Raw genomic sequence first — 13,230 nt, forward strand, 5'->3', positions numbered from 1 at the left:
ACGCCAACGGGAGTAGCCCATAACGCAGGAAGGATTGTTACCGGATTGGAACAGTGCGCGAAAATTCCCGCGTAATGCGGGCATTTTCGGATCGTGTGGACGAAAAAAAGCGCGGTGACCGGCACCGCGCCCGAGCTTCTGCGACTCGTGGATCCGCCGGGCCTATTTGGCCGGTTCGGTCACGAAGCCGAGTTTGGTCACGCCTGCCGTCTGTGCCTCCGAGAGCACCTTGGCGACGCTTTCGTAACGCACGCTCTTGTCGGCGAACAGGTGCAGTTCCGGCTGCGGCTGCGCTTCGGCCGCCTGTGCCAGACGCGCCTTGAGCGTGTCGTCGTCGATCTGCTGCTTGTCCCAGAAGACACTGCCGTCCGCCTGGATCGACAGATCGACCTTGGCGGGCTTCGTGTCCTCCGGCTGGCTGCTTGCCTGCGGCAAGTCGAGCTTGACCGCATGATTGAGCACCGGCAGCGTCACGATGAAGATGATCAGCAACACCAGCATGACGTCGACGAGCGGCGTCATGTTGATTTCACTCATCATGGCATCATCGGCACCGTCGTCGCTGCTGTATGAACCCATGGCCATAGCGAACTCCTTCTCTTGCGCGGCGGCTTAGCTGGCGCTGGCCGACGTGGACTTGCGCACCGGCGTGACGTTGCTGGCGAACTGCGTCGAATGCACGCTCGCACCGGTCAGGAAGTAACCGTGCAGGCTGTGTGCAAAGCGATTGAGCTTCGAGACGATGCCCTTGTTGGCGCGCGTCAGGGCGTTGAAGCCGAGCACGGCCGGGATGGCGACGAACAGACCGAAGGCCGTCATGATGAGCGCCTCGCCCACGGGGCCGGCCACCTTGTCGATGGTCGTCTGGCCCGAAGCACCGATGGCCAGCAGCGCGTGGTAGATCCCCCACACCGTGCCGAACAGACCGACGAACGGCGAGGTCGAGCCGATCGAGGCGAGCATCGCCAGGCCGCTTTGCAGGCGCGAAACGGTATCGTCCACCGAGTTCTTCAACGCACGCGTGATCCAGTCGCTCACGTCCATCTTGTCGTGCAGATGCGGCTGGCTCTGGCGGTGGTGTTCGGCGGCGTCCTGACCGGCGAGGGCCAGCGCGAGGAACGGATTGTTCTGACCCGATTCGCCGAGCTTTTGCAGGCCGGCCGAGAAATTCTCCGAGTGCCAGAAGTCCGGCTCGGCGGTGCGCGTGAGGCGGCTCAGACGGAAGACTTGCGTGCCCTTGATGATGATGACCGTCCAGGACAGCACCGACATCACCAGCAGCACGATCGCGATGGCGCGGGTGACGAAATCGCCCTGCGACCAGACATGGCTCAAACCATACTCTTGCATTTTTCGTTCCTCGGAAGATCCAGGTAGATCGTTAATCGTTCAGATTGAAGTTAAACGGTTTGGTCGCCGCGGCTTCGACCGCGCGGCCGTTTTGCATCGGCGGCGCACAGCGCATCGCCAGTGCGGCGGTGCGTGCAGCCTGATCGAGACGGGAAAAGCCGCTCGACTTGACGACATTGGCGCTCGAGACCACCCCGCGGGTGTCGATCACGAGGCGCAGCGTAACGGTGCCTTCTTCGCCCACGCGACGCGATTGCGTCGGGTAGACCACGCGCGGGTCGTCGCATTTCACTGCCAGACCTTCGATCGGGCCGGACGGCGCCGGAGCCGGTGCCGGCGCGGGCGGTGCTGGCGGCGTCGGCGCGGCTTGCTGCACCGGCTCGGGCGCCGTTTGCTGCGGCGGCGCAACCGGTTCCGCTTTTTGCGTGATGGCGTTCCTGGGCTGCTCGCGCGGCTTCGGCGGCGGCGGGGCGACCTTCGGCTTGGGCGGCTCCGGCTGTGGTTTCGGTGGCGCGGGTTGCGGCGGCGTCGGGGCCGGCGTGAGCGGAATGATCGTGGCGGTAAACGTCGTCGGCTCGATCGTCGCCTTTTCGGGATCGTTGCGCAGGTGCGCCAGACCGACCAGCGCGGCAATGTGAACGATGACGATGGCTGCGGCAATCGCGATGGCGCGCGGCGACGTCAGCGGATCGCGGAATTGTGTGAGCGCAAGATCGGACGATGGCACAGCGGGGGACACGGCGGTCGACATGATAACGGCTAGGGTACGCTAAATTGCGGCCATGAACGGTGAGTGAAGCGCGGTGCGCGAAGTCTCGGGTTCGGAACGGGCCGGACGTACGATCAAAGGAAAACCGCGCCAGGGGGCGCGGTCGGCGAACGCGGTGACGAACACAGTGAGTCGTACCCCGTGCTCAAACTTACTTTCGAAACAGGAAAAACGATAAACATAGCGTCGAAACAAAGCCAATCAGGAGTTCCATCCGACACCTCCAGGGTGACAGGTCGCTGGCTGGCGCATGGCGCCGTTAGACGCCTGGCTGGCTCCGTTGCCCCGTGATCCGCAAGGCGATCACGCTGGCGAAATTCCAAAGCGTTCGAAACCGGAAATGCAAAGCAAGGCCGCGCTTTGCCGACGAACTGCAAGCGCTCAGGCCGCGAGCGCGAGTTCCTGACGCACCACCACGACTTCCGTCGTCGTCTCAATGCCGGCGGACTGGCAGCAGCCACCGCATGCGCGGCCACAGCAGGGCGTGGCGCCGGTCACCATTTCCTGGACATACGGACCGCACTTGCCGCAGCACAACGCAACACCGAGGTCGATCTGAAGATCTTCCATGGTGGTGGCGCCGGCGTCGAGACAAGCCTTGATCTGACGGTCGGAGACGGATTTACATACGCAGACGATCATGATGGAAACGTCAAAATGTAACACTAATGAGAATAATTATTATTTAAGTTGACGTCTTTTGCAAGCGCCTTCGACCTATCCCCATGGCACGCGCAGGGATATACGGCAAAGGTGTCAATGTTTCCGTGATCTCGACCGTGGCTACGCGGGGTGCGTTCACGAGCAGACGGTCCGCCATCGTTTGCAGCGCGCTGGCGTTTGCGGTGGAGAACAACTGGAGACCGCCGCTGTTGCCGGGAAGCGACGGTCCGGATGACGCTGACGGCGTGGCCGGTGCGGCCAGATCGCCGGCTTCGAGCCGGCGTTGCAACTGGCGGGCGATGGCCGCGCCGGTATCGATGAGGGTCAGCGCCGTACCGAAATGCCCCTCGATGGCGGGAATCAGGAAGGGGTAATGGGTGCAGCCGAGCACGAGCGTGTCGGCGCCCTGCGCCACCATCGGCGCGATGTACCTGTCCAGCAATGCCATCACGGCTGGAGAGTCGACGTCGCCCGCTTCGATGTGCTCGACCAGTCCATGGCCAGGCTGACACAGAAACCGTTGTCCTTGCGCCGTGTGGCGGGCGAGCAGGTCAGCGAAGCGCGTGCTGCGCAGGGTTGCCGCCGTGGCGAGTACACCGATGACACCGCTGCGTGAGGCTGAGGCGGCCGGTTTGATGCCCGGCTCGACACCAATCACGGGCCAGGAATCGTCGGCGCGCAGCGCTGCTACACCGTGTGCCGTTGCCGTATTGCAGGCGACGACGAACGCCTTCGCGCCGCGTTCCCGGACCCAGCGGCCGATGGCGAGGCTGCGTTGTTCGATGAATGCGTCGGGGCGCTCGCCGTAGGGCGCGTAGCGGGAGTCGGCGACGTACAGCAGCGACTCGTGCGGAAGCAGGGCGCGGACAGCCTGCAAGACCGAGAGGCCACCGAGGCCGGAATCGAAAACGCCAATCGGCGCGTTGGAGGGCATGGCAAATGAAAAAGGGCCGGCAAGCGGCCGGCCCCGAAATTCTAGCGCAAAGGCTGCATTCCCCTATCGTTGCCACGCAGGGCAGTGCGGCGATGCGCGTTTCTTATCTGGGTTTTGCCGGGTGTCGGGCTTATTCTTCGAACGACGCCATGCCCGACTGCTGGTAGTTCTGGAGACCGACCTTGCCGATGAGTTCGATCTGCGTTTCCAGCCAGTCGATGTGCTCTTCGGTGTCGTGCAGGATTTCGTTGAAAAGCTCACGGGAGACGAAGTCCTTCACGCTTTCGCAGTGCGCGATGCCTTCTTTACAGGTCTTCTGCGAAAGGTATTCGAGCTTCAGATCGCACTGAAGAATTTCTTCGGTGTTCTCACCGATGAGCAGCTTGTGCAGGTCTTGCAGGTTCGGCAGGCCGTCGAGCATGAAGATGCGCTCGATCAGCTTGTCGGCGTGCTTCATCTCGCCGATCGACTCGTCGTACTCGTGCTTGCCGAGTTTCGTCAGGCCCCAATGGTTATACATGCGGGCGTGCAGAAAGTACTGGTTGATCGCCGTCAGCTCGTTGGTGAGCTGGGAGTTGAGGAGGTCGATGACTTTCTTGTCGCCTTTCATTTCGGATCCCTGTTTTATGCAGTTTTGCAAGCGGTTGAAGAGTAGCCTGAAAAGCTCGGAAAGCCAAGCCCTGCAAGGCTTTTCGTGAACCGAGGTGCGAATGGTAATGCGATCCATTCGCGCTCTGCACTCACGCGATTCCCGCCATGGCGGGGGCATCGGGGAGGCGAAAAAAAGCCCGGACCAGGCCGGGCTTTCTTTGGCGGGGCAACGGTGCGAAAACCGTCGCCCCGACGGCAACGCGCACCTACGACGTTGGGCGCGCCGTCGAACGGAACGCGACTTATTGCGCTGCGACCGGAATCTTGCCGATCCTGGCCTGCCATTCCTTCGGGCCGGTCTGGTGCACGGAGACACCGGTCGAGTCCACCGCCACCGTCACCGGCATGTCCTTGACGTCGAACTCATAGATCGCTTCCATGCCGAGGTCTTCGAAGGCCAGCACGCGTGCGGCGCGAATCGCCTTGGACACGAGGTACGCTGCACCACCGACGGCCATCAGATACGCTGCTTTCTGTTGCTTGATGGCTTCGATGGCGGCAGGGCCGCGTTCCGACTTGCCGATCATCACGGACAGACCGAGCTTGCCGAGCATCAGGTCGGAGAACTTGTCCATGCGGGTCGACGTGGTCGGGCCTGCGGGACCGACGACTTCGTCGCGCACCGGATCGACCGGGCCGACGTAGTAGATGGCGCGGCCCTTGAAGTCCACCGGCAGCGGTTCGCCCTTGGCGACCATGTCGGCGATGCGCTTGTGCGCGGCGTCACGGCCGGTGAGCATCTTGCCCGAGAGCAGCAGGGTCTGGCCCGGCTTCCAGCTCGTGATTTCTTCCGGCGTGAGGTTGTCCAGATCGACGCGCTTGCTGGTTTCCGTGTTCGGCGCCCAGTGCACGTTCGGCCATGCGTCGAGCGACGGAGCCGCGAGGAACGACGGGCCCGAGCCGTCCAGCGTGAAGTGCGCGTGACGCGTGGCGGCGCAGTTCGGAATCATGGCGACCGGCTTCGAGGCGGCGTGCGTCGGGTAATCGAGGATCTTCACGTCGAGCACGGTGGCCAGACCGCCGAGGCCTTGCGCGCCGATGCCCAGCGCGTTGACCTTCTCGAACAACTCGATACGCAGCTCTTCATTCCAGTTTTGCGGACCGCGCTTGATCACGTCATGGATGTCGATCGGATCCATGAGCGATTCCTTGGCGAGGACCATGGCCTTCTCGGCGGTGCCGCCGATCCCGATGCCGAGCATGCCGGGCGGGCACCAGCCGGCGCCCATCGTCGGCACGGTCTTCACCACCCAGTCGACGATCGAGTCGGACGGGTTGAGCATCACGAACTTCGACTTGTTCTCGGAGCCGCCGCCCTTGGCTGCGACCGTGATGTCCACCTTGTCGCCTTCCACGATCTCGTAGTGGATGACGGCCGGCGTGTTGTCCTTCGTGTTCTTGCGGCCGGCTTCCGGCGGGGCCACGATCGAGGCGCGCAGCACGTTGTCCGGGTGCAGGTAAGCCTGACGCACGCCTTCGTTGATCATGTCGGTGAGGCTGCGCTTGGCGTCCCAGCGCACGTTCATGCCGACCTTCACGAACACGGTCACGATACCGGTGTCCTGGCACAGCGGACGGCGGCCTTCGGCGCACATGCGGCTGTTGGTCAGGATCTGGGCGATGGCGTCCTTGGCAGCGGGGCTTTCTTCGGCCTCGTAGGCGCGGCCCAGTGCCTGAATGTAATCGTCCGGATGGTAGTAGCTGATGTACTGAAGGGCACCGGCGACGCTCTGAATGACGTCGTCTTCTTTAATGACGGTAGACATGAAACGGCTCTCGACTTAGTGGGGACTGGTGTTTGTAATGACTGACTAATGCGGGGTGGCGTACGCCGGCGCGTGGCTGTCGTTCGTCATCTTGTTGACGTAGGCCATGACGACGGCGGAAAGCAGGAACGCGCAGTGAATGATCACTTGCCACATGATGGTGTGCGGCGTCTGCTGGGACGCATCGATGAACGTCTTGAGCAGATGGATCGACGAGATGCTGATGAGCGCCATCGACAGCTTCACCTTGAGCACACCGGCATTCACATGATCGAGCCATTCCGGCTCGTCGGGGTGCCCTTCGACGCCCAGACGGGAGACGAAGGTCTCATAACCGCCGATGATGACCATGATGAGCAGGTTCGAAATCATCACCACGTCGATCAGGCCGAGCACGACGAGCATGATCTGCGTTTCGTCGAATGTCGCGGCATGCGAGACGAGGTGGAAAAGCTCGACGAGGAATTTGTAGACGTAGACGGCCTGCGCGGCGATCAGTCCGAGATAGAGCGGCAGTTGCAGCCAGCGGCTGAAGAAAATGACGCGGGGCAAAGGACGCATGGGGCGCGAGGAGCGCGCCGGCGTATCAGACGTATCAGACGTATCCGACGTGGCGGACGGTCGGCCGGGAGTCGACATGGCGGTATTGACGAAGTAAGGACGCTGGCCCGCGCCTCGGGACACGGGCTGTAGTTTTCAGTGAAATCGGGTTCGGGAATCGGGGGGCCGGATATCGCGTCGCGAAATCCGGCATGGCGGGCATTTTACAACGTCTTGGCGGCGGGGCAGTGTCCGATTCAGTCGCGTGCGGGCAATAACGTCTTTCGCGAACCGGCACCGGGCACGGCGGCCAGCACGATCCCGGCGACCGTGAGCGCCAGGGCGCCGCCCTGCGCGATGGACAGCCGCTCGTCGAGGAAGATCACGCCGTAGGCGGTCGCGGCCACGGGGACCATCGCCGTGAAAACCCCGGCAAGCTGGGCGCTGACGTGGCGTATGCCGCGCATCCACAGGAAAAACGAGAAAACGCTCGCGGCAAGGCCGTACCAGACGATCAGCGCCCAATGGCCGGGCATCAACGCCGCGTAGTCCACCGCCATCAGGCCCGCAATCCCGAAGGGCAGCATCAGCGCGCCGCCGATCAGATGCGTATAGGCACAGATGTCGATGGCGGGCAACTCGGCCGAGAGCCGTTTCGAGACGATGACGTAAATGGCTTCGCAGAAGACGGCGCCGAGCACCAGCGCGTTGCCGAGCCAGGCGTTGGCGGCCGCATCGAATGTGGCGGAGGTGGCGCCATGGCTGTCGCCGCGAGAGACGTTGAGCAGCGCCACGCCCGCAATCGCCAGCCCGATGCTCACAAGCGTGCGGCGCGACGGGTGTTCGCGCAGCACGGCCCATGAGAGCAGGGCAACGCAGGCGGGCAGGGTGGCGGTAATGACGCCGGCGGCGGTGGCCGTCGTCATGCGTACGCCGAACAGGATCAGCAAGGTGAAGAGGAAAGTGCCGAAAAACGTCTGCACGAACAAGTGGCCCCATTGGCGGCGCGTCACGCGTCGCATGACCGACGGCCGGTAGCGCGGCGAGAGGGCCACGATGGCGATGACGAAGCGCCACAAGGCGAAGGCAGCCACCGGCATGACGGCAACCATGGTCTTGCCGATGCCGACGTTGGTCCCGACGATGGTCATAGCCAGCGCGAGGGCGAAGCTTGGAAATCGGGCGAACAGACGGTCCGTGGCGGACGCGGTGCCGGTACTTTGGGCGGACGATTGCGGCGTAGATGTCGAATTCACGGGCGCTGCGGGCGATTCCGGGGTGGCGGGAAGGGGGTGATAAGCGTAGGATTGTAGCGAATACGCCACAGCTTGCTGCAACGCGACAACGCGCAATGCGTGAGTCCCGCACCTGCCGCGCGGCGGTCGAATGCACCAGTGTAAGGCGTTAGTAAGTCGCTCGTCTTAATGTGACGTTAGCGATTTGTTTAAGCTTGATTGCAATCGTATCTGCATATCCATAAGAGGGGACAACTCATGGCAGCAATCGAATCGGTATTGCAGGAGCAGCGCGTGTTCGCGCCGCCGCAGGCGCTTGTCGCCAAAGCGAACATTTCCGGCATGCCAGCCTATGAGGCGCTTTGCGCCGAGGCCGAGAAGGATTACGAGGGATTCTGGGCGCGTCAGGCGCGTCAGAATCTGGCCTGGCACAAGCCGTTCACCAAAGTCCTCGACGAGACCAACGCCCCGTTCTATACGTGGTTCGAAGACGGTCAGATCAACGCCTCCTACAACTGCCTGGACCGCCAGATCGAAGCCGGCCTGGGTGATAAACCCGCCATCCTTTTCGAAGCCGACGACGGCACGGTGACGCCCGTCACCTATCGCGACCTGCTCGCACGCGTGAACCGCTTTGCGAACGCGCTCAAGGCAAAGGGCGTGAAAAAAGGTGACCGCGTGGTCATTTACATGCCGATGTCCATCGAAGGCGTGGTCGCGATGCAGGCGTGCGCCCGGATTGGCGCGACCCATTCGGTCGTGTTCGGCGGCTTCTCGGCCAAATCGCTCAACGAGCGCGTGATCGACGCTGGCGCTGTCGCCATCGTCACTGCCGACGAGCAAATGCGTGGCGGCAAGGCGCTGCCGCTCAAGGCCATCGTCGACGAAGCCCTCGCCATGGGCGGCTGCGAGCATGTGACGTCGGTGATCGTCTACCGTCGCACGGGCGGCAATGTCACGATGCAGGCCGGTCGCGACGAAGTGCTGCAAGACCTCGTCGCCGGTCAATCGGACCAGTGCGAGCCGGAATGGGTGAGCGCCGAGCACCCGCTCTTCATCCTTTACACGTCGGGCTCCACGGGCAAGCCGAAGGGCGTGCAGCACAGCACGGGCGGCTATCTGCTGTGGGCGTCGCTCACGATGCAGTGGACGTTCGACATCAAGCCGGACGACGTTTTCTGGTGCACGGCCGACATCGGCTGGATTACCGGTCATACGTACATTGCCTACGGTCCGCTGGCCGTGGGCGCGACCCAGGTGGTGTTCGAAGGCGTGCCGACGTATCCGAATGCCGGCCGCTTCTGGGAAATGATCGGCCGTCACAAGGTGACTGTGTTCTATACGGCGCCGACGGCGATCCGTTCGCTGATCAAGGCCGCCGAGCAGACGCCCGAAGTGCATCCCAAGCAATACGACCTGTCGTCTCTACGTATCCTCGGATCGGTCGGCGAGCCGATCAATCCGGAAGCGTGGATGTGGTACTACGAGAACGTGGGCGGCGGGCGCTGTCCCATCGTCGACACGTGGTGGCAGACGGAAACCGGCGGTCACGTGATCACGCCGCTGCCGGGCGCCACGCCGCTGGTGCCGGGTTCGTGCACGCTGGGCCTGCCGGGCGTGGCGGTGGCCATTGTCGACGAGACGGGACAGGACGTGCCGAACGGACAGGGCGGCATGCTGGTGATCAAGCGTCCCTGGCCGTCGATGATTCGCACGATCTGGGGCGATCCGGAGCGTTACAAGTCGAGCTACTTCCCGTCGGAGTTGGGCGGCAAGATCTATCTGGCGGGTGACGGTTCGATTCGCGATGCGAAGACCGGCTACTTCACGATCATGGGTCGTATCGACGACGTGCTGAATGTCTCCGGTCACCGCATGGGCACGATGGAAATCGAGTCGGCGCTGGTGGCGAACCCGATCGTGGCGGAGGCGGCGGTGGTGGGGCGTCCGGACGACACGACGGGCGAGGCGATCGTCGCGTTCGTGGTGCTCAAGCGCGCGCGTCCGACGGGGGACGAGGCGAGGCAGCTGGCCCTCGAACTGCGCAATTGGGTCGGCAAGGAAATCGGTCCGATTGCGAAGCCGAAGGACATCCGTTTCGGCGACAACCTGCCGAAGACGCGTTCGGGCAAGATCATGCGCCGTTTGCTGCGTGTGATCGCCAAGGGCGAAGAAATCACGCAGGACACGTCGACGCTTGAGAATCCGGCCATTCTGGACCAGCTCAAGCAGGCGCAGTGAGAGGCCGGGGCGATATCCCCATCCGTTAGCGGCCTGCGATGGCGAACCGCATGCGCTCTGGCGCCGCCGGCAACGGCGATGCGCCGCACGCTGCCAATGTCGGCGACACGCCGTCGGACCCGGTGTCTGACGGCGTGTTTGCGTTGCCGGGTGGCCCCGGCAAGCGAGGGGTGTTGTACCGCTCATCCCGTTCGCAACATTGCAGCAGCTTCCATCATGTCCGTTCGGCGCAAATCGACGGTGTTGGCAAACCGCGGCGTCGCGGCGATTTCGCCCGTGGTTTGCATTTGCCCGTTTCGTTCGTTTCGTCCATTTCGTCCATTTCGTCCGATTTTGCCGATTTCGTTGACTTCGTTCACTTCGTCGAGGACCAGTGATGTCGACCGGTCGCGTTGAATCCCCTCGTCTGCCGCCCGACGTCGACTGGCACGGTGAAGCGGCTGCCATTGCCGCGGGTCACTGGCGGTGCACGCTGTGGCTGGTGGCCGCACTGATGGCGATCGGTTTCGTCGTCACATTCGTGCCGCAGTTCTGGGCGCGCGAGTGGGCCTCCACGCGATTTGCCGGTTGGCCGTTGCCGTTCTACATGGGCGCGCAGGGCGCGATCCTGATCGACATTGTTTTGATCGTTGTTTACGCCTTCATGCAGCGTCGCAACGATTCGCGGTATCGCGAGGCGTTGCACAGGTTGCGTGACGCGCGTCGGGACAGCCTGGGGCTTTCCGGCGACATTCCCGGCGACATTTCTGGTGTTACGCCGGAGGGCGCGATGGCGCCTGCCACTTCGCGGAGCGCCACGGCGAGTGCGGCTTCCGGTACATCGTCGCGCGCCGTGTCGGCGCACCTCTACCGATGAGTTTCACGCGCAGGCTGCTGCGCTACTACCTGTATTACACGGCAGGCTTTCTCGCGTTCGTGTTGATGATCGGCCTGCTCGAGAAGGTCAATGGGCCGGGCGTATGGATCGGGTACGCGTTCCTCTTCGTAACGATCGCCGTCTACGCCGTGATCGGTCTGATTTCGCGCACCTCGGACGCCACCGAATACTACGTCGCCGGACGTCGGGTGCCGCCGATGTTCAACGGCATGGCCTGCGCGGCCGACTGGATGAGCGCGGCGTCGTTCATGGGGCTGGCGGGGTCGCTGTACGTTTCCGGGTACGACGGCCTCGCCTACGTCATGGGGTGGACGGGCGGCTACTGCCTGGTGGCGTTTCTGCTTGCGCCCTACCTGCGCAAGATGGGGCGATACACCGTGCCCGACTTCCTCGGCACGCGTTACGACAGCAATCTGGTGCGGGCGTTGGGTGTCTTCTCGACGATTCTGTGTTCGTTCGTCTATCTGGTCGCGCAGATTCAGGGCGTGGGATTGATTGCGTCGCGCTTCATCGGTGTCGAGTTCACGATCGGCATCTTCTTCGGACTGGCGGGCATTCTCGTGTGTTCGTTCCTGGGCGGGATGCGCGCGGTGACTTGGACGCAGGTTGCGCAGTACATCATCATGATTACCGCATTTCTGGTGCCAACCGCGATGATCGGCCATCAGACCGGCAACGGCTGGTTTCCGCAGTTCACGTATGGCGAGGCGTTGGCGAAGGTCGAGGCGCTGGAGAAGGATCTCAAAAAATCGGTATCTGAGCAGGAGGTGCGCGATTACTACCGCGATCAGGCGGACCAGATGCAGCGTCGGCTGGACGGGTTGCCGGACACGTTCTACAGCGAGCGGGCGGAGCTGGAGCGTCAGTTGTTGGATACGAAGCGTCGCAATGGTCCGCTGCGGGACGTGAAGGTGCTCGAAACGAAGTTGGAGGCGTTTCCGCGCGATGTGGGTGAGGCGCAGAACCAGTGGCTGGAGATGCGCAATCAGTACGTCGAGCGCAGTGAGCCGCCGAGGGCGATGACCGAACCGTTCCCGGCGCGCGACGACACGACGCGCAGTTCGCAGCGTCTGAATTTCCTGTTATTGATGGTTTGCCTGATGATCGGGACGGCGAGCTTGCCGCACATTCTGACGCGTTACGGTACGACGGCAACGGTGCAGGGCGCACGAAGTTCGGTCGGATGGACATTGTTCTTCGTCGCGTTGTTGTATGTGAGTGCGCCTGCGCTGGCGGTGATGCTCAAGTACGACGTGCTGTTGCATCTGGTGGGGGCGCGGTACGAGAATTTGCCGGGTTGGGTGACGCAATGGCGGCACGCGACGCCGGTGCAGTTGGACATTGCGGACGTCTACCGGGATGGAGTGGTGCAGTGGGGTGAGATCTGGATGCAGCCGGACATGCTGGTGCTGGCGGGGCCGGAGATTGCTGGGCTGCCGTATGTGATTTCGGGCCTGGTGGCGGCGGGGGCGTTGGCGGCGGTGTTGTCGACGGCGGACGGGTTGTTGCTGACGATTGCGAATGCGTTGTCGCACGACGTCTATTTCCACATGGTGGACAGGAATGCGTCGAGTCAGAAGCGGGTGACGACGTCGAAGATCTTGCTGTTGTGCGTGGCGATGTTTGCGTCGTATGTGACGTCGTTGAAGCTGGGGAACATTTTGTTTTTGGTCGGGGCGGCGTTTTCGTTGGCGGCGTCGTGCTTGTTTCCGGCGTTGGTGCTGGGGGTATTCTGGAAGCGCACGACGCGTCTGGGCGCGACGGCCGGGATGGTGAGCGGGTTGTTGGTGTGCGTGTACTACATTACGACGACGTATCCGTTTTTCACCCGCCTCACGGGTTTTGCCGGCTCGCGCTGGTGGGGCGTGGACCCGATCTCGGCGGGCGCGTTCGGCGTGCCGGTGGGGTTCGCGGTGGCGATCGCGTTCAGTCTGCTGGGCGCACGTCCAAGCGAGCGCGACCGCCATCTGGTGGACCATCTGAGGCGCCCATGAACGTTCATGATGCGGGACATCGCAAAGGATTTTTGCCCCGGCTGATACGAAAGGTATGAGATGTTGCCGCCGACCTGCTATAATGCTCGACCATTCAGGAGAGATGGATGAGTGGTTTAAGTCGCACGCCTGGAAAGCGTGTATAGGTTAATAGCCTATCGGGGGTTCGAATCCCCCTCTCTCCGCCACCGACACATAAGGCTTTGCGCG

Annotated in this window: 13 protein-coding genes and 1 tRNA gene; 4 read left to right on the plus strand and 10 right to left on the minus strand. The window is 62.9% G+C overall.

What is annotated here, in order from left to right; genetic code table 11:
- Window positions 1-162 precede the first annotated feature (162 nt).
- The 9 genes from AB870_RS04370 to AB870_RS04410 all read right to left on the minus strand — a co-directional run bounded on the left by AB870_RS04370 (window position 163) and on the right by AB870_RS04410 (window position 7,824).
- Window positions 163-585, minus strand: a complete 423-nt coding sequence (locus AB870_RS04370; RefSeq protein ID WP_039396348.1) for an ExbD/TolR family protein — start codon at window positions 583-585, stop codon at window positions 163-165.
- A 27-nt stretch (window positions 586-612) separates the two neighbouring features.
- Window positions 613-1,350 (minus strand): MotA/TolQ/ExbB proton channel family protein, encoded by a 738-nt coding sequence (locus tag AB870_RS04375; protein ID WP_044454348.1) that lies wholly within the window; start codon window positions 1,348-1,350, stop codon window positions 613-615.
- A 31-nt stretch (window positions 1,351-1,381) separates the two neighbouring features.
- Window positions 1,382-2,101 carry an energy transducer TonB gene (locus AB870_RS04380; protein WP_053059556.1) on the minus strand — a complete coding sequence of 240 codons (720 nt, stop codon included), beginning with the start codon at window positions 2,099-2,101 and terminating at the stop codon, window positions 1,382-1,384.
- A 399-nt stretch (window positions 2,102-2,500) separates the two neighbouring features.
- Window positions 2,501-2,761 (minus strand): (2Fe-2S)-binding protein, encoded by a 261-nt coding sequence (locus AB870_RS04385; RefSeq protein WP_047907091.1) that lies wholly within the window; start codon window positions 2,759-2,761, stop codon window positions 2,501-2,503.
- 43 nt (window positions 2,762-2,804) lie between these two features.
- Window positions 2,805-3,716 carry a glutamate racemase gene (gene murI / locus AB870_RS04390; protein ID WP_084663316.1) on the minus strand — a complete coding sequence of 304 codons (912 nt, stop codon included), beginning with the start codon at window positions 3,714-3,716 and terminating at the stop codon, window positions 2,805-2,807.
- A 130-nt stretch (window positions 3,717-3,846) separates the two neighbouring features.
- On the minus strand, window positions 3,847-4,326 hold the full coding sequence (bfr, locus tag AB870_RS04395) for a bacterioferritin (RefSeq protein WP_047907092.1): 480 nt from the start codon (window positions 4,324-4,326) through the stop codon (window positions 3,847-3,849).
- Between the two features lie 283 nt (window positions 4,327-4,609).
- Window positions 4,610-6,133: a fumarate hydratase gene (locus AB870_RS04400; RefSeq protein WP_047907093.1), complete on the minus strand. Its 1,524-nt coding sequence runs from the start codon at window positions 6,131-6,133 to the stop codon at window positions 4,610-4,612.
- Between the two features lie 45 nt (window positions 6,134-6,178).
- Complete coding sequence (locus AB870_RS04405; protein WP_047907094.1) at window positions 6,179-6,694, minus strand: TIGR00645 family protein; 516 nt, start codon at window positions 6,692-6,694, stop codon at window positions 6,179-6,181.
- Between the two features lie 236 nt (window positions 6,695-6,930).
- On the minus strand, window positions 6,931-7,824 hold the full coding sequence (locus AB870_RS04410; RefSeq protein WP_047907095.1) for a DMT family transporter: 894 nt from the start codon (window positions 7,822-7,824) through the stop codon (window positions 6,931-6,933).
- 342 nt (window positions 7,825-8,166) lie between these two features.
- Here AB870_RS04410 and acs point away from each other — a divergent pair, with 342 nt between their 5' ends.
- A complete protein-coding gene (acs, locus tag AB870_RS04415; protein ID WP_047907096.1) occupies window positions 8,167-10,149 on the plus strand; it encodes an acetate--CoA ligase in 1,983 nt (660 codons plus the stop codon).
- A gap of 182 nt (window positions 10,150-10,331) precedes the next feature.
- On the opposite strand, the gene AB870_RS26265 is transcribed toward acs, so the two are convergent.
- Window positions 10,332-10,508: a hypothetical protein gene (locus tag AB870_RS26265; RefSeq protein ID WP_157112228.1), complete on the minus strand. Its 177-nt coding sequence runs from the start codon at window positions 10,506-10,508 to the stop codon at window positions 10,332-10,334.
- A gap of 122 nt (window positions 10,509-10,630) precedes the next feature.
- On the opposite strand from AB870_RS26265, the gene AB870_RS04425 reads away from it, so the two are divergent.
- From AB870_RS04425 to AB870_RS04435, 3 genes are all read left to right on the plus strand, one after another.
- On the plus strand, window positions 10,631-11,005 hold the full coding sequence (locus AB870_RS04425) for a DUF4212 domain-containing protein (protein ID WP_167362672.1): 375 nt from the start codon (window positions 10,631-10,633) through the stop codon (window positions 11,003-11,005).
- Window positions 11,002-13,020 (plus strand): sodium:solute symporter family protein, encoded by a 2,019-nt coding sequence (locus tag AB870_RS04430; RefSeq protein WP_047907098.1) that lies wholly within the window; start codon window positions 11,002-11,004, stop codon window positions 13,018-13,020. The genes AB870_RS04425 and AB870_RS04430 overlap by 4 nt, the downstream gene beginning before the upstream one ends.
- Window positions 13,021-13,117: 97 nt before the next feature.
- A tRNA-Ser gene (locus AB870_RS04435) sits at window positions 13,118-13,208 on the plus strand.
- Window positions 13,209-13,230: the final 22 nt, after the last annotated feature.

The organism is Pandoraea faecigallinarum (assembly GCF_001029105.3).
GTDB lineage: Bacteria > Pseudomonadota > Gammaproteobacteria > Burkholderiales > Burkholderiaceae > Pandoraea > Pandoraea faecigallinarum.